We start from the raw sequence: 16818 nt of genomic DNA on the forward strand, positions 1-16818 counted from the left end.
AACAAAAATTATTAATGAAAAAAATTTTAATAACCGCTTACGCTGTAAACCCATACAAAGGCTCTGAAGATGCAATGGGTTGGAATATGGTTTTGCAGGCAGCTCGAAATCATGAAGTTATAGTGGTTACCAGAAAAAATAATCAACCAGCTATTGATCAATTTATAGCATTAAATCCTAAGTCAAATACGGTATTTTCACAACTCTCATTTCTTTATTTCGATTGGCCAAAATGGCTCATATTTTGGAAAAAAGGGCCATTGCTAAGCATGATTTATTTCTACTTTTGGCAACTTTCTTTAGCTATTTGGCTAAAATTTAAAGCACTGCCGGTTGATGTGGTACATAATTTAAATTTTCATAACGATTGGACACCCACATTTTTATTCATACTCGGTAAGCCACTGGTTTGGGGCCACATAGGGCATCATTCCAAAATTCCCATGCAATATATTTATAAAACCTATGGTGCTTTTGCTTTTTTAAAAGATAGATTTTTATGGGCGATTAAGAACTTTTTCTGGTATGTAGATCCATTTCTTGCTATTTGCAAAAGGCGTGCTGCAGTTATTATTTGTATGAATGAAGATGTTGTGGCAAAGCTGAGGTTAAAGAATAACTACATCATCCATCCTTCTGTTGCGGCAGATGAACAAGGTGTTTTGCCGCCTCAACAACATATTTTTAATGTGCTTTCTGTTGGCAGGTTTGTTCCGCTAAAAGGCTTTGATTTAACCATCAAATCTTTTGCGAAATTTTATCATCAATTATCGCCAGCTCAACAGCAAAAAACCCGACTTACCTTAATTGGAAAAGGACCAACAAAAGAAATCTTATTAGAAATTGCACTAGTAGAAGGTGTACTGCAGGCTATCGATTTTATAGATTGGATGCCTCATGATTTAATAAAATGCCACTATCAAAACGCTTGGGTATTTCTCTTTCCTTCTCATGAAGGTGCAGGTATGGTTGTGCCAGAAGCCATGAGTTATAGCGTGCCAGTAGTTTGTTTTGCAGGTGCAGGTCCTGGAGATTTCGTTCATCCAGAAAGTACTTTAACCGTAAATATTGATACCTACTCTACCACAATAACGCAATTAGCTTCCAAATTAAACCAACTTTTTGCCAATCAGAAACTGATGGAAAAAGAAAGAGCTTTATCCCTAATCCGCTTTCAAGAATTATTTAGATGGAATGTAAGAGGAGATATGTTACGTGATGTTTATGCTCGGGCGCTTAATGAGGCTTAAACGATATCTATTCATTTTCAATTTTTAAAATATTCATGAACTCTAGAAGAATTGCTGCGGTACACTTGCTAAACGATTTTAGTGGAAGTCCTTTGGTTTTTAAGCAGGCATTAGAAGTTTTGCATAAAACTTATGAAATACATTTGTTTACAGCTACACCAAGCGGCGAAGGCTTTTTAACAAAAACAAAAGGTCTAATCGCTCATCGGATATTTTACAATTGGCACAAAAATAAATACATCACGTTATGCCTGTTTAGCTGGTCTCAAATATTGCTGTTTGTTAAACTGCTCTTTTGGTTAAAGAAAAACGACATCGTTTACATTAATACCTTATTGCCTTTTGGAGCAGCGCTTGCAGCAAAATTTAGAAATAACAAAGTGGTTTATCATGTTCACGAGGTGAGCATTAAACCTAAAATCTTTAAACGTTTTTTAGTGAATGTTGCACAAAACTACAGTGAGCAAATTGTTTTTGTATCTCATTACCTATCAAAAGATTTTAGTACATCAAACATCAAATCAACAGTAATTTATAATGCTTTACCAAATGAATTTGTAAGGAGGGCTGATGAATTTACAAAGCCAAAAAACAATTTACCTTTTACAGTATTGATGCTTTGCTCCTTAAAAGCTTACAAAGGGATTAATGAATTTGTTGTTTTGGCTAAAAAAATGCCTCACTGCCAGTTTAATCTGGTGCTTAATGCCAATATAAAAGAATGTAATACCTTTATCACAGAAGTTGCTATACCTAAAAATTGTAAATTATTTCCTACGCAAAATCAAACTTCTAGTTTTTATGAGGAGGCTGATATTGTTGTAAACCTTTCTAATCCCAATTTGTGGGTTGAAACTTTTGGAATGACAATTTTAGAAGGCATGCGCTATGGCTTACCGGCTATTGTTCCGCCAGTTGGCGGCGTTACAGAATTGATAACTGATGGTTTAGAAGGGTATCAAATCAACAGTAATGATATCCAACAGCTTGTCGAAAAGATAAATCTCCTATCGTTAAAAGATGCACATTACTTGGGTTTTGCCAATGCTGCAAAAAATAAAGCAAGCAAGTTTTCTCAGCAGATTTTCGCTGATAAAATTTTAGAAATTTTTAATTAACGTAATTCCTTACCATAGAAACTAATCCAGATTTTGGAAAAACATAAAACTGCTCAAGTTAAAATACGCTAATTATCAGTGGTTTATGTTTTTGGTATGTGAATGGCATAGGTATAAATACTAAGTAAGCTTAACAATTATTAATGAAGACAAATAAAAAAATAGCCATTATTGGTACGGTTGGTTTGCCAGCAAAATACGGCGGGTTCGAAACCTTAGCCGAACATTTAGTTGAGCATTTAGCAGAAAATTGGGACATTACTGTTTACTGTTCTTCAAAGAAATATCCTGAAGCAAACAGGCCAAAAAAACACAAAAATGCTAGCTTGATTTACTTACCATTTGATGCAAACGGAATTCAGAGTATCATATACGATTGCATAAGCATCTTGCACTCGCTTTTTTATGCTGATGTATTATTGATTTTGGGTGTTAGCGGAGGCTTTATGTTGCCATTTGTCAAATTGTTCACCAATAAAAAAATCCTGATTTCAATCGATGGTATTGAGTGGAAAAGAAGTAAATGGAGCAAATTAGCTCGTATTTATCTATGGGCGGCAGAATGGATGGCCGTTAAATTTTCTCATGCTGATATTTCTGATAACGAATCTATTCAAGATTATACTGCAATAAGATATAAAACGCTAAGCAATATTATTGAATATGGCGCAGATCATACTTTAAAAGTAGATGTTAATGCCACAGATTTACTGAAATATCCGTGGCTAAATAAGCCATATGCGTTTAAAGTATGCAGAATTGAGCCAGAAAACAACATAAAAATGGTACTGAAGGCTTTTAAAGCACTTCCTAATTATACCTTAATTATGGTTGGCAATTGGAATAATAGCGAATATGGCATAGCATTGCGAAAACAGTATAGCTCATCTGCCCATCTTTATTTATTAGACCCAATTTATGAGCAAAGAGAATTAGATGTATTGAGGAGTAACTGCTATCTCTACATTCATGGGCATAGTGCTGGTGGCACAAATCCGTCTTTAGTTGAGGCAATGTACCTTGGTCTACCAATTATGACCTACAATGTTTCCTACAACAAAACAACTACAGAAGGTAAAGCGCTATACTTTGCAAATGCAGAAGAGTTAACCTCCTTAATTGAAACAAAAAAATTAGCTGATTTAAAAGATATCGCCCTGCAGATGAAAAGTATTGCCAATCGACGATACAATTGGAAACTCATTGCCAATAAATATGAATATATGATAAAAGCTGCACTAAAAAGTTCTGGCAAACAAAAATTATTGCCAGAAGCCCTTAGCATTTTAAGCAACGAAGATTTATTGAAATTTGAACTTGCTCATTTGCAAACTCAAGAATTGTTCTACGAAAAAAGATAAGTATACATGAATACACTAATCATTCAGCTTTTGCTATTGGCAGCAATTACGTTTGCTACCGTTCTCCTATTGTTTCCAATTGCTATAAAAATCAGTCCTTATTTAGGTTTAGTAGATCATCCTGATTTTAGAAAATTTCATCAAAATCCAATTCCACCAATTGGCGGTCTTGTAATTGTGATTTCATTGGCAGTAGTATCTATCTTTTCACCCCAATTACGCAGCTTTATTTTATCGCAAAGCGTTTTCATCGTTACTGCATTATTTTTAACTGTAATTGGTGTTATAGATGATAGAATAGGTCTTTCGCCTCGTTTAAGATTAGTTTTACAACTAGCTTGTGCATTAGCTATGACATCAAATGATGTGAGGTTAGTTTCATTTTATGGGTTTTTGGGGATTGGCGAATTGCCTTTGTTGGTACAATATATAGTAAGTATCATTTTTATAATAGGCATAACCAATGCCTTCAATTTAATTGATGGCATTGATGGTTTGGCAGGCAGTTTCGCCCTTATCAATATCAGTGTGTTAGTAGTAATGAGTATTGTGTCAGCAAGCTATAATTGGTTATTTATCTTATTACCTATCGGGATTTGTTTAATAGTTTTTTTAAAGTTAAACTGGCGACCAGCGAGAATATTTATGGGCGACAGTGGCTCGCTTTTATTCGGATTTTTTACGGCGGTGGCTGGTTTACAGTTTATAAAAATAGCAGGGCAAGGCGATGGTTCATTGCTCAAATATTTTTTGGTTGCTGTTAGCGGATATTTAATGGTACCAGTTTTGGATGCTTTGAGAGTTTTTTATGGCAGAATGAGTAAAGGTAAATCTCCTTTTGCTGCAGATAGAACGCATTTACATCACCTTTTGGTAAGGCATTATTTAGTGCATTCTGCGGCAGCAAAAAAATTGATAGCGTTACACTCAATTTTAATACTTGGCTCAGTAATTTTAGTAACTTTCACTAACATTCATCTTGTAATTATCATACAAATGATTGCAGTTTTTTTGTACATGTCTTATTTAAAAATGATGTTCCATTTTCAAAGGTGGTATCGTTTCATTAAAAGAATGGAGTTGGCAACTGAGCTCCGTTAAAATGATATTGATCACAAAATCATAATTTTTTTTTAATGTAACTGTAAATGTATACATTGACTGAAATTAATCGCTATGTATCCCTATCATATTTTTATTGTTGAAGATGATCCTTGGTATGGAGAAATTCTTGGATACCATTTATCTCTTAATCCAGATTACAGAATTACACGTTTAACTTCTGGTAAAGAATGTTTAGATAATTTATCGCTTAAGCCAGATTTAATTACTTTAGATTATAGCTTGCCAGATATGAATGGTAAAGATTTGCTAAAAAAAATTCAAGATCGAAATCCAGATACGCCAATTATCATCATCAGTGGACAAGAAAATGTAAATGTAGCGGTAGATTTGCTTAAAAATGGCGTTAAGGATTATTTGGTAAAAGATGAAAATGTTAAATCGCTTTTGTGGAACAGCATTTTAAGAATTAGAGAAAATCAATCGCTAAAAGCAGAAGTTGCTCAGTTAAAAGAAGAGCTTGGGCAAAAATTTGCTTTCGAAAAAACTATTATTGGGCAAAGTGATGCCATTAAAAAAGTTTTTTCGTTAATGGAAAAAGCTACCAAAACCAATATTAATGTTTCTATAAATGGAGAAACCGGAACCGGAAAAGAAATTGTAGCTAAAGCCATTCATTACAATAGCGATAGAAGAAATAAAAATTTTGTAGCTGTAAATATGGCGGCAATTCCGAAAGAATTAATTGAAAGCGAGCTTTTTGGTTATGAAAAGGGAGCATTTACCGGTGCAATGGCTCGTAAAATTGGTAAATTTGAGGAAGCAAACGGAGGTACTATATTTTTAGATGAAATTGCTGAACTTGATCTTAACCTGCAAAGCAAAATATTAAGGGTTTTGCAAGAGCGAGAGGTGGTTAGAGTTGGTGGCAATGAAGTAATTAAGTTTGATTGCCGATTAATTACTGCCACTCATAAAGATTTAACCGAGGAAGTTAAAAACAAGAATTTCAGAGAAGATTTATACTATCGAATTATTGGTTTGCCTGTAGAGCTTCCTCCGCTTCGTTTTAGAGGCAATGATATTTTAGTTTTAGCCAAACACTTCATCGCAGAATTTACAAAACTCAACAAGCTTTCGCCCATTAATTTAAGCAAAACAGCAAAAGATAAATTGTTAAAATATCCTTATCCTGGTAATGTAAGAGAACTAAAAGCTATTATTGATTTAGCTGCTGTAATGTGTGATAATAATGAAATAAATGAAGATGACATTACTTTTAGAACCGTAAAGCAAGATGGGCTTTTTATGTTAGAGGCTAAAACCTTAAGGTCTTACACCTGCGATATCATTAAATTCTATTTAAGCAAAAATAATGATGACGTAGTGAAAGTTGCACAAATATTAGACATTGGCAAAAGCACCATTTACAAAATGATTAAAGACGGTGAGCTGTAATTTTCCAACATTTGGAAAAATAATCTAAATATTGGAAAAGTGATAACTTCACATATTGCTTATTTAGTTAATTATGAGGTATTTGGGTTGTAAAATCTAATATGGTACGATGTTAGTAACGCTATCTTAAACATTTATCTATGGTTGTAGCTACGCTTTTTAAATACCACGAAAATCAATGGCTTTGTGAAAACGATACTTTAGCAAAAGATTTTAGTGATTACGTTTTAGTATTATGCTTTGGATCTAAAGAAAGCTTTATCAATCACGATATCTTCACAGGTTTAAAATCCATTTTTACGAAGGCTGAAATTACCATGTGTAGCACAGCCGGAGAAATTTACCAAAACACTGTTTTTAGCAATTCGCTAATTGCGGTAGCACTAAAGTTTAACAGAACAACAATTGCAACATCATCAGTTAATATTAGTAATTTTAATAATAGCAATGAAGCTGCTCAGGTTTTATTGGGCAATTTAAAAAAAGAACAGCTAAACTACATTATGGTTTTATCTGATGGAAGTTTGGTAAATGGTAGCGAGTTAACTGCTGGTTTAAGAGCAGCAGCTGGTAATGTTTTGGTTACTGGAGGTTTTGCTGGCGACAATGATAAATTTGAATCAACTTTGTTGGGTTTAAATTGTGCGCCAACAACAGGTAATATTGTGGCAATTGGCTTTTATGGAGATAATTTGTTAGTTACCCATGGCTCGAACGGCGGATGGGATATGTTTGGATTGGCTCGTTTAGTCACAAAATCAAACGGAAATGTTTTGCATGAAATTAATGGTGAATGCGCTTTAGATTTATATAAAAAATACCTCGGCCCCGATGCAGAAAGTTTACCAAGTTCGGCTTTGCTTTTTCCACTGTCGGTAAGTTCTGGTAATAGCGAGCCAATTGTACGTACCATTTTATCAATAGATGAAATAAATAAAACAATGACATTTGCAGGCGATATTCCCGAAGGTTCTAAAGTTCGTTTAATGAAAGCAAACTTTGATAAACTGATAGATGCGGCGGCAAAAGCTGCAGAAAATACGCTTAACACACAAAAAGTGCCAGATTTCTCACTGCTAATAAGCTGTGTAGGACGTAAATTAATTTTAGGCCCACGTACCGAAGAGGAAGTAGAAGCTGTAGCAGATACTTTTAATAACCAAACGCCAATTGCGGGTTTTTACGCATATGGTGAAATTTCTCCATTCAATAACCAAGTAAATTGCCAGTTACATAACCAAACCATGACAATAACTTCATTTTATGAATTACCATAATTTACTTGAACGGCAAATTAAAAAGCATTTATCTGCTGAGCTTGCTTCAAATCCGGAAGTTATAAAATTTCTTAGCGTTGTAGATGAATCTTATACGGCTTTGCAACGAGATAAGCATTTAACAGAAAGAGCTTTTGAAATTAGTGAAGAAGAATACTCGCAATTAAACAATAAACTCGGACATGAAATTGCCGTTAAAAAGAAATCGATTGATCGGTTAAAACAAACTATTGAAGAAATAGGAGGCGTTTCAATTAATGAAAATGATGATGATTTATTAGCGATTACAGAATTTTTAATTCAACAAGTTAACAAGCGTAAAAGTGCCGAAAAAGTATTTTCATCCTTGATTAATAATTCGCAAAGCGGAATTTTACTAGAAGATGAGCACAGAAAAATTGTATTTACCAACCAATTGTTTTGTGATCTTTTTCAAATTCCAGTTAACCCAGAAGTTTTGGTTGGCCAAGATTGTAGCCAAAGTGCCCAACAAACAAAAAATCTTTTTCAAGATCCAGATAATTTTGTAACAGACATTGATCAAGCATTAAAAGAAAGAGTACTTAAGGTAAATGAACTTTGTTTGGCCGATGGCCGAGTGCTCAAACGAGAATACATTCCCATATTTATTGATAAAGTTTATAAAGGCCATTTATGGACTTATACAGATATAACCGAGAGACAAAGAGCGGTAAAAGCCATTGCGCAAAGCGAATTAAAAAATCGTTTAATCATGAACTCGGCGCTAGATGCCATCATAACTTTTAATGAAGAAGGTTTAATTACTTTTTGGAACCCACAAGCTGAGCGAATTTTTGGTTGGAAAGAAATTGATGTTTTAGCTAAAAAATCAGTTTATGATATCATCCCATCCTATCCTAACAAAAGTGCTGATTTAGCAATAGGTTCATCGCCAGTTTTTAATAAAATGATGGAATTGCAGGCCATCAACATAAATGGTTCTATTTTTCCAATAGAACTTTCTATAGTGCCGGTAAAGCAAGAAAATACCGTGTTTTTTTGCTCATTTATTAGAGATATCTCTGATAGGAAAAAAAATGAAGAGGCCCTTAAAGCCAGCGAAGAATTGTGGCAATTTGCATTAGAAGGTACAGGAGATGGCGTTTGGGAATATAATCATCAAACTAAAGAAGTGTTTTTTTCTACCCAATATAAAAAAATGCTTGGCTATGAGGAGGATGAATTTAACAACGATCCCAACGAATGGAAATCCAGAATACATCCGGATGATTTGCATATCATTGAGCAAACTGATCGAAATTACGAAGAAAAAAAGATAATTACCCATCAAAGGGAATATAGAATTAAGCATAAAAATGGCAATTACATCTGGATATTAGATAGAGGAATGACCGTTAGCTTTTTAGAAGACGGTAAGCCATGGCGAATTATAGGTACACATTCTGATATAACCGAACGCAAACTATCTGAACAAATCCTAAAATTAAGAGAAGAAAAATACCGTACCATTTTAACCAACATGAATTTGGGACTTTTGGAGGTAGATAATGACGAGACAATCAAATTTGCAAACCACAGCTTTTGCAATATGAGCGGCTACACTTTGGATGAAATTTCTGGTAAAAAGGCTACAGATTTATTGCTAGATGATAATACTAGAAGTATCTTATTGACTAAAAGGGAGCAGCGAAAAGCAGGCATTTCTGATGCATTTGAAATACCAGTGCTAGATAAAAATGGATTAAAACGATGGTGGTTGGTAAGTGGCGCCCCAAGATATGATGATAATGGCGTGCTTGTTGGCTCAATTGGGATACACTTAGATATTACGGAAAGAAAATTACTAGAAAGCGATTTAATTGCTGCGCATGATGCCGCACAATCTAGCAAAGAAGCTAAAGAAAATTTCTTGGCAAATATGAGCCACGAAATTAGAACACCAATGAATGCCATTTTCGGTATGGCCAATCAACTCAATAAAACGCCACTCAATCAAAAGCAACAATTTTTTCTAGATACTATTATCACTTCGGTTGATAACCTGTTAATTATCGTTAATGATATACTCGATTTTAGCAAAATAGATTCGGGTAAAATGGCAGTAGAGAAAATTGGTTTCGAACCAAAGAAAGTTATTGAACAAGTAATGCAGGTAATGAGATACCGTGCAGAAGAAAAAGGGCTTCAATTTGTAAATTCTTTTTGTGATAGTAGGTTATCGTCAGTTCTAATTGGTGATCCTTACCGTATTAGGCAAATTTTGCTCAACTTAACAAGCAATGCTATTAAATTTACTAATCGAGGCTATGTAGATATTTCATGCTCTTTAATTGATGATTTAGCTACAAACCAAATCTTAAAAATTACGGTAAAAGATTCTGGAATAGGAATGGATAGTGCTTTTAAGGAAAGGCTGTTCGATAAATTTTCTCAAGAAGATGATACCGTAACCAGAAAATATGGTGGTACAGGGCTAGGAATGAGCATTTCTAAGAATTTGATAGAATTGATGGGCGGTACTATTGATGTAGAAAGTTTCAAAGAAAAAGGTACATCAATTTCATTTACACTAAATCTTGAAAAGGGAACTAAAGCTGATATTCCGGTTAAAGAAGAGCTCGAAATCGATACAAAATTGCTTTTTGGCAAAAATATTTTAGTGGTTGATGACAACGAAATCAATAGGTTATTGGCTTGCACTATTCTAGATAATCATGGGTTAACAACCAAGGAAGCCGAAAATGGTAATGAAGCATTGCTGATGCTTAAATTGCATAAATTCGATTTAATATTGATGGACGTACAGATGCCAGTTATGGATGGAATTGAAGCTGCGCAATTAATTAGGCAAATGGATAACGACATACCGATTATTGCACTTACCGCGTTTGCTTTAAAAGGAGATAATCAGAAATGCTTTGAGGCAGGCATGAACGATTATTTAGCTAAACCTTTCGAAGAAACCAAACTTCTTTCCATACTAGGGAAGTGGTTAAATCTTCCAAAGCAGCCTAATCTACCAAAAGAACTTGATCGTGTTGAGCAAAATCAGTTATACAGTCTAGCTAAAATAGAAAGTTTAGCAAATGGTAGTGAAGAATTTTTACATAAAATGATATCACTTTTTATTAAACATATTCCTATTGCTATAAACGAATTTGATGAAGCCTATCAAGCAGAAGATTTTGTGCGCATTTCGCAAATTGCACATCGCATTAAGCCTTCCATTGATAATTTAGATATTTTAGGGTTAAATGAAATGATAAGGGAAGTGGAGACCAAAGCCACCCAATATCAGAAATCTGACACTCTGGATTATTTGTTGACTGAGATGCAGCGCAAATTAAACTTGGTTTTAGATGATCTCCGATTAAAAAATACGGAGTAAAACCAACCTCAGAATAATTTAGTGGGGCAATTAAAGTTTAGTTTTTAGGCTGATTTTAAGGAAGAAAATTATTTGCGCCAATACCTTCTCAAACAAAATAATAAAGAAGTAAATTTGCAACTTTATCAATAAGCTGTTGATTTTGAATACAACAATATTTAAAAAGATTTTATTCTTCTTTTTTTTCTGCTCTGCTACGTTTGCGGTAACTGTAAACGCCCAGCAAGTAAAAGTTAATGCAGATAGTATTCAGAACATTAATTTACCATTAGATAGTTTGGATTCGCTAATTACGGTACTTCCAGATACAATTACACCCAAAATATTAAAACCATTAGACTCGGCTACAATAGCTTTTATTGCTGATAGTTTAGCTAAAGGACCTGGATATCCGTTGTTAGATTTTGATAAGTTAAACAAAGCTTATCGATTAAGTTCTATCAATAAAAACGTATTGCAGGACGGCTCAGAGTTGCCTAAAGGCGAGAATTGGGTACTGGCTTTTGTTATATTTTTATTATTGGTATTTGCAATACTTAAGCAAAATTTTTCGAAACAGTTGTCGGCTATAGTGCAATCGTTCTTCAGTAATAGGGCATTAAGTAATTTAAACAAGGAAGATAATCTCTTTACTTCTTGGCCATTTTTATTGTTGTTTATCCAATTTGGCTTTACCATTGGTATGTTTTTTTACCTGGTTGCAAAAAATCAAAATCAGAGTTTTTCTGCTAATGGATTTCAATCCTACATAACCATATCCATCGTAATCATAGTGTTGTATGTGCTTAAAATACTATTATTAAGATTGCTTGGTTTTGTATTTAATATTCAAAAACCAGTTAATGAATATGTGTCGATATTGTACTTGAGCTATTTTAATTCATCCTTATTATTTATGCCTTTGGTAGTCGCATTTGCATTATCACCACTTAAAAATAGCCATGTTTACATTGTAATTGCCATAGTTTTAATGACTATGATATTTGTTTTTCAGTTTATCAGAGCTGGAATAAATATTTTATCTCATTATAGGTTTTCAAAAGTGTATTTATTTTTGTACTTTTGCACCCTCGAAATTTGCCCTATATTAATATTAATCAAGACAATAGGATTTTAAGCGGTAACAAGTTAAAATGCAGGAAAAGAACGAAGATAGGTTAAGAAAAGTAAAAAGTATTCTGATTACTTTACCAAAACCAGAAACAGAAAAGTCGCCTTATTTTGATCTGGCCAAGAAATACAATGTTAAAATTGATTTCAGGTCTTTTATACACGTTGAAGGAGTTCCTGCCAGAGATTTTAGGAAGGATAAAATTAACTTGGCAGATTTTACAGCGGTTGTTTTTACAAGCCGTAATGCAGTTGATCATTTTTTTAGGATTTGTGAGGAGATGAGATACGAAGTTCCGGCAGATCTTAAATACTTCTGTATTTCAGAATCTACAGCGCTTTATTTACAGAAATATATACAATACAGAAAACGTAAGATCTTTTTTGGTAAACAAACTGCATCAGATTTAGCTGAGGTGCTTAAAAAGCATGCCGGAGAAAAGTTTTTATATCCTTGTTCTGATGTTGCTACAGAAGATACCATGAATTTTTTGCAGAAGAACGGTTACGATTTTGTGAAAGCTGTGCTTTTTAAAACGGTAGTTAGTGACCTTTCTGATTTAGCAGAGGTTTTTTATGATATCATCGGATTTTTTAGCCCATCAAGTATCCAGTCTCTTTACACCAATTTCCCTGATTTTAAACAAAATAATACTAGGATTGCAGCATTTGGATTAAATACGCACAAAGCAGCAACTGATGCGGGTCAGATTGTTGATATTGCAGCTCCTAGTCCAGAAGCGCCTTCTATGATTATGGCAATAGAAAACTACATTAAAAAATCTAACAAGTAATTTTTGTCAAACTATTTCGTTAAAGTGTCTATATTTTTGCTTTTTTATTAATTTTTAAAAACTTTATTTAGAGTTACAAAAGTTGTTAAAAGGTTAATTTACATTAACTTAATATAAAATATTTACCTTAGAAGAAATTAGAGAGGCTTTGACATGCAATTATTTATCCAAATAATTGTTAATGTCACGGATATTCAATAAAATTGCTATAAAATAATTACAGTACTGCATTAATTGACTTTATGAGAAATATATACCTTTTTGGTTTTTTCATTGTATGTGGCTTTTTAGCGAGTTGTTCCAAGGGTGGTAGCCAGTCTGGAGAATTGGTTGGGGCTTACAACAGAAAATTTAAGAATAAAACAATCCCTTTGGGTATGGTTTTTATTCCGGCAGGCCGAACCTTAATTGGAATGACCGATGAAGACCAAACCTTTTACTCTGGTAATGCCAGCAGAATGACTTCATTTCCTGCTTTTTATATGGATCAAACCGAAATTACAAATGCAGAATACCGTCAGTTTGTAAACTGGGTTAGAGATTCTGTTGCAGTAACTTCATTAGGTAAATCTGGTGCGCCAACTTTATACAAAGCTCAGCCAACAGCAACTGCAGGTGGGCCTGCTGTAACTGGACAGGATAATATCGATTGGAAAAAAGTTGGCAACGGAAATGTATTGTGGGGCAGAAACAGTCAATATAAAGCGAAACTTCAGAATATGTACTATGCTGGAAATGATGCCTTGCCTGGAAAAAATGAAATCGATGTAAGAAAGTTAAGATATGCTTTCAGTTACTTAGATCATAATTTAGAAGCTGCGGGAAGAAAAAATCCAAATTCTAGTAGACAAGATTATATCCAAACCTATACTGATAATCCAACTCCAGGAAAAGCTAATGAACATCCTTCTGTAAGTGTTTATCCTGATACTTTGGTTTGGAAATTAGATTTTTCTTACTCTCAAAATGATCCAATGGTTGATGCATATTTCAGTCACCCGTCCTATGATACTTACCCTGTTGTAGGTGTAAGCTGGGATCAAGCTAATGCTTTTACTTATTGGAGAACCGCTTTATACAGAAATGTTGCAGCAGCTAGAAAACAACCTGAAAATGGTCGTTTAAGATACAGGCTACCGACAGAACAAGAATTTGAATACGCAGCAAGAGGCGGAAGAACGCAAACTAAATATCCATGGGGTGGTCCTTACATCAAAAACACAAAAGGATGTTTACAAGCAAACTTTAAAGTTGGTAGAGGTAACTATACTGATGATGGAGGCTTATACACTGTTGATGCAAAAGCTTATTTGCCAAATGATTATGGATTGTATAACATGGCAGGTAACGTGGCAGAGTGGACTATCAGTGCTCACAACAGATCTGCGACTAGCTTGTTGCAAGATTTTAGTCCGAACTATACCAATGTAGCTAAAGGTGCAAAGGTAGTTAGAGGTGGTTCATGGAAAGACATGGGCTTCTTTTTACAAAATTCAGTAGCAACTTACGAATATCAAGATAAAGCAAGATCATACATCGGTTTCCGTTGTGTATCAGATTTCCCTGGAAACGCTTTAAACTAAAAAATCAATCAACCAAACAAAAGAAAAACACAAATTTTAAACAAATTATGGCAGCAAAAGGACAACCAGGGTGGTTACACGTAGCAATATCACTAGGAGCGAGTGTGGTTATTTTAGGAGCATTGGCAAAAATTTTACACTTAGGTGGAGTTTACGCAAATTATGTAATTGGTATTGGTTTAGTGACAGAAGCAATTTTATTCGCTGTTACAGCTTTCTTTCCTCCTGAACCAGAATTACCTTGGGAAAGGGTTTACCCAGAATTAGCTGATGGATTTAGTGGCGAGTTGCCAAAAGCTACGATCAGACAAGCTGCTCCTGCAGTTGGCTCTTCATCTACTGCTGCATTAGACAAAATGTTAACTGACGCTAAAATTGGGCCAGAATTAATTGAAAGTTTAGGAACAGGTTTACGCACTTTTGGAGATAAAGTAGCAACAATTTCTAATGTAAGTGATGCTGCGATTGCCACCAACGAGTTTACTGGTAAAGTAAAAACAGCTTCATCAAGTTTTGATAATTTAAGTACTGCTTTTGGTAAAGCAACTGCACAATTGGTAGAAATGGGCGAAAGTAATGTAGATTCTAAAGCTTATCATGAACAAGTGAATAACTTAGCCAAAAATTTATCTGCGTTAAATGCGGTTTATGAATTAGAGTTGCAAGATTCAAGCGCACACTTAAAATCGATGAACAAGTTTTATCAAAACCTTTCTTTAACCATGAACAACTTTAACGAATCGATGGAAGATTCGAAACAGTTTAAAGAAGAAGTGGGTAAATTGGCTAAAAACTTATCGTCGTTAAATGCAATTTATGGCAATATGCTAACTGCAATGAACCAACCTCGTACTAATTAGTAATTTATTTAAACGTAACAAAAAATCTAATTAAACATGGCTGGAGGAAAAGAAACGACAAGGCAGAAGATGATCAATATGATGTATCTGGTATTGCTTGCAATGCTTGCTTTAAACGTTTCAGATACAATCTTAAATGCTTTTAAGAATATAAACGATAGTTTGGATGATTCTAGAACTAATGTTAGTAGTGGTTTAGAACAGAAATTTAATGCTTTTAGAGATACTGAACTAAAAAATAAACCAGAAAGAGCGAAACCACTCTGGGATAAAGCTCAGCAGGCTAAAGCTTATGCTGATGATTTAAATAAAGATATCATCAGATTAAAGAAAGAATTTGAAACTGCAGGTGATGGCATTGATCCAGAAACTGGAGATTTTGTTCTTCGTGATAATCAAGATATTTCCGCAAATATCATGATCAATAAAAAAGAAGGTGCAAAATTAAAAGCCAAAATCAATGAAACTAGAGCAAAGTTGATTGCTTTACTTGATCCCAGAGATCGTGCAAATGTTTCATTTTCTTTAGAGGCTAAAGATCCAGTTAAAACTGGAACTGGCAAAAAATGGGAAGACATTAATTTTGGCGAAGGTATTCCTTTAACAGCTGCAAATACTATTTTAACTAAAATCCAATCTGATATACAAAATGCAGAAGCTGAAATTGTAACAAAGATTTTCGGAGAGTTAAATCCAACCCAAATGACTTTAGATAAGTTTAAAGCAGTTGCAGTACCTTCTGGTAGTTACGTTATTCAAGGTCAGCCTTACAAAGCTGAAGTATTTTTAACTGCTAGCGATTCTAAATCTAATCCAGAAATTTCTGTTGGAGGTAGTTCTTTATCAGTTAAAGACGGCGTTGGAACTTATACCGGTGGAACTAGTTCGGTTGGTTCATTCACTTGGAAAGGTACAATTAGAGTTAAACAAGCCAACGGCGAAGTTAAAACCTACGAAACTCAACCAATTACTTATCAAGTGGCAAAACCATCTGCAACTGTTGCCTCTAAAAACTTAAACGTAATTTACGCAGGTATTCCTAATCCATTTTCTATCTCTGCCCCAGGTTTTCCTTTAGAAAGTATCAAAGCAAGCATGAGTGGTGGTTCAATTTCAGGATCAGGCGGTAATTTTATGGTTAATGTTGGCGGTGGTATGATTGGTAGTGAAGTTTCTATCAGTGTTTCTGCAAGTGCTGATGGTAAATCATTAAACCTAGGTACAAACAAATTTAGAGTTAAGGCTGTGCCAAATCCAACTGCTAAATTTGCTGGTAAAATGGGCGGTATCATATCTGGAAATGTTCTAGCTAGAGAAAATCAAGTATTAGCAGTTTTAGAAAATTTTGAATTTGATATTAAAGCAAGAGTTACAAAATTCAATGTAACGGTGGTTAGGCCTCGTCAGGATGCGCAAGTTTTCTATTGCCAAGGTGATAACTTTAATGCTGCAGCCAAAACAGCTCTATCTAATTTGCCATTTAAGTCGGTAGTATATATTGATAATATTCAAGCTGCTATGCCAGATGGACGTACACCTACATTAAATTCAATGGTGTTTACCGTAAACTAAAAA

General features: G+C 34.2%; 12 protein-coding genes. All 12 read left to right on the forward strand.

Annotation, left to right across the window (positions count from 1 at the left end):
• The first annotated feature begins 14 nt into the window (after positions 1 to 14).
• The 12 genes from AC07XU_RS07040 to porM all read left to right on the forward strand — a co-directional run bounded on the left by AC07XU_RS07040 (position 15) and on the right by porM (position 16815).
• Positions 15 to 1250 (forward strand): glycosyltransferase family 4 protein, encoded by a 1236-nt coding sequence (locus AC07XU_RS07040; protein ID WP_494942913.1) that lies wholly within the window; start codon positions 15 to 17, stop codon positions 1248 to 1250.
• 35 nt (positions 1251 to 1285) lie between these two features.
• Positions 1286 to 2368: a glycosyltransferase family 4 protein gene (locus AC07XU_RS07045; RefSeq protein WP_494942914.1), complete on the forward strand. Its 1083-nt coding sequence runs from the start codon at positions 1286 to 1288 to the stop codon at positions 2366 to 2368.
• A 143-nt stretch (positions 2369 to 2511) separates the two neighbouring features.
• Positions 2512 to 3729: a DUF1972 domain-containing protein gene (locus AC07XU_RS07050; RefSeq protein ID WP_494942915.1), complete on the forward strand. Its 1218-nt coding sequence runs from the start codon at positions 2512 to 2514 to the stop codon at positions 3727 to 3729.
• A gap of 6 nt (positions 3730 to 3735) precedes the next feature.
• The gene (locus AC07XU_RS07055; RefSeq protein WP_494942916.1) at positions 3736 to 4830 is read left to right on the forward strand and encodes an MraY family glycosyltransferase; all 1095 of its coding nucleotides are present in this window, start codon (positions 3736 to 3738) and stop codon (positions 4828 to 4830) included.
• Between the two features lie 75 nt (positions 4831 to 4905).
• On the forward strand, positions 4906 to 6249 hold the full coding sequence (locus tag AC07XU_RS07060) for a sigma-54-dependent transcriptional regulator (protein WP_494942917.1): 1344 nt from the start codon (positions 4906 to 4908) through the stop codon (positions 6247 to 6249).
• Between the two features lie 140 nt (positions 6250 to 6389).
• Positions 6390 to 7526: an FIST signal transduction protein gene (locus AC07XU_RS07065; protein WP_494942918.1), complete on the forward strand. Its 1137-nt coding sequence runs from the start codon at positions 6390 to 6392 to the stop codon at positions 7524 to 7526.
• Positions 7513 to 10896, forward strand: coding sequence for a PAS domain-containing hybrid sensor histidine kinase/response regulator (locus tag AC07XU_RS07070; RefSeq protein WP_494942919.1), 3384 nt, complete (start codon positions 7513 to 7515; stop codon positions 10894 to 10896). Before AC07XU_RS07065 ends, AC07XU_RS07070 begins: the two co-directional genes overlap by 14 nt.
• 142 nt (positions 10897 to 11038) lie before the next feature.
• Positions 11039 to 12013, forward strand: a complete 975-nt coding sequence (locus AC07XU_RS07075; protein ID WP_494942920.1) for a DUF4271 domain-containing protein — start codon at positions 11039 to 11041, stop codon at positions 12011 to 12013.
• Between the two features lie 16 nt (positions 12014 to 12029).
• Positions 12030 to 12800 (forward strand): uroporphyrinogen-III synthase, encoded by a 771-nt coding sequence (locus AC07XU_RS07080; protein ID WP_494942921.1) that lies wholly within the window; start codon positions 12030 to 12032, stop codon positions 12798 to 12800.
• Positions 12801 to 13042: 242 nt separating this feature from the next.
• Positions 13043 to 14383 (forward strand): T9SS ring complex lipoprotein PorK/GldK, encoded by a 1341-nt coding sequence (gene porK / locus AC07XU_RS07085; RefSeq protein ID WP_494942922.1) that lies wholly within the window; start codon positions 13043 to 13045, stop codon positions 14381 to 14383.
• Positions 14384 to 14430: 47 nt separating this feature from the next.
• Positions 14431 to 15243 (forward strand): type IX secretion system motor protein PorL/GldL, encoded by an 813-nt coding sequence (gene porL / locus AC07XU_RS07090; protein WP_494942923.1) that lies wholly within the window; start codon positions 14431 to 14433, stop codon positions 15241 to 15243.
• Positions 15244 to 15279: 36 nt separating this feature from the next.
• On the forward strand, positions 15280 to 16815 hold the full coding sequence (porM, locus tag AC07XU_RS07095; protein ID WP_494942924.1) for a type IX secretion system motor protein PorM/GldM: 1536 nt from the start codon (positions 15280 to 15282) through the stop codon (positions 16813 to 16815).
• Positions 16816 to 16818: the final 3 nt, after the last annotated feature.

Source organism: Pedobacter sp. GW456-11-11-14-TSB4 (assembly GCF_059424425.1).

What these genes read in the sequence shown, in the direction of transcription:
- AC07XU_RS07040 (WP_494942913.1), top strand. Translation starts at nt 15, where the DNA reads ATGAAAAAAATTTTAATAACCGCTTACGCTGTAAACCCATACAAAGGC.
- AC07XU_RS07045 (WP_494942914.1), top strand. Translation starts at nt 1,286, where the DNA reads ATGAACTCTAGAAGAATTGCTGCGGTACACTTGCTAAACGATTTTAGT.
- AC07XU_RS07050 (WP_494942915.1), top strand. Translation starts at nt 2,512, where the DNA reads ATGAAGACAAATAAAAAAATAGCCATTATTGGTACGGTTGGTTTGCCA.
- AC07XU_RS07055 (WP_494942916.1), top strand. Translation starts at nt 3,736, where the DNA reads ATGAATACACTAATCATTCAGCTTTTGCTATTGGCAGCAATTACGTTT.
- AC07XU_RS07060 (WP_494942917.1), top strand. Translation starts at nt 4,906, where the DNA reads ATGTATCCCTATCATATTTTTATTGTTGAAGATGATCCTTGGTATGGA.
- AC07XU_RS07065 (WP_494942918.1), top strand. Translation starts at nt 6,390, where the DNA reads ATGGTTGTAGCTACGCTTTTTAAATACCACGAAAATCAATGGCTTTGT.
- AC07XU_RS07070 (WP_494942919.1), top strand. Translation starts at nt 7,513, where the DNA reads ATGAATTACCATAATTTACTTGAACGGCAAATTAAAAAGCATTTATCT.
- AC07XU_RS07080 (WP_494942921.1), top strand. Translation starts at nt 12,030, where the DNA reads ATGCAGGAAAAGAACGAAGATAGGTTAAGAAAAGTAAAAAGTATTCTG.
- porK (WP_494942922.1), top strand. Translation starts at nt 13,043, where the DNA reads ATGAGAAATATATACCTTTTTGGTTTTTTCATTGTATGTGGCTTTTTA.
- porL (WP_494942923.1), top strand. Translation starts at nt 14,431, where the DNA reads ATGGCAGCAAAAGGACAACCAGGGTGGTTACACGTAGCAATATCACTA.
- porM (WP_494942924.1), top strand. Translation starts at nt 15,280, where the DNA reads ATGGCTGGAGGAAAAGAAACGACAAGGCAGAAGATGATCAATATGATG.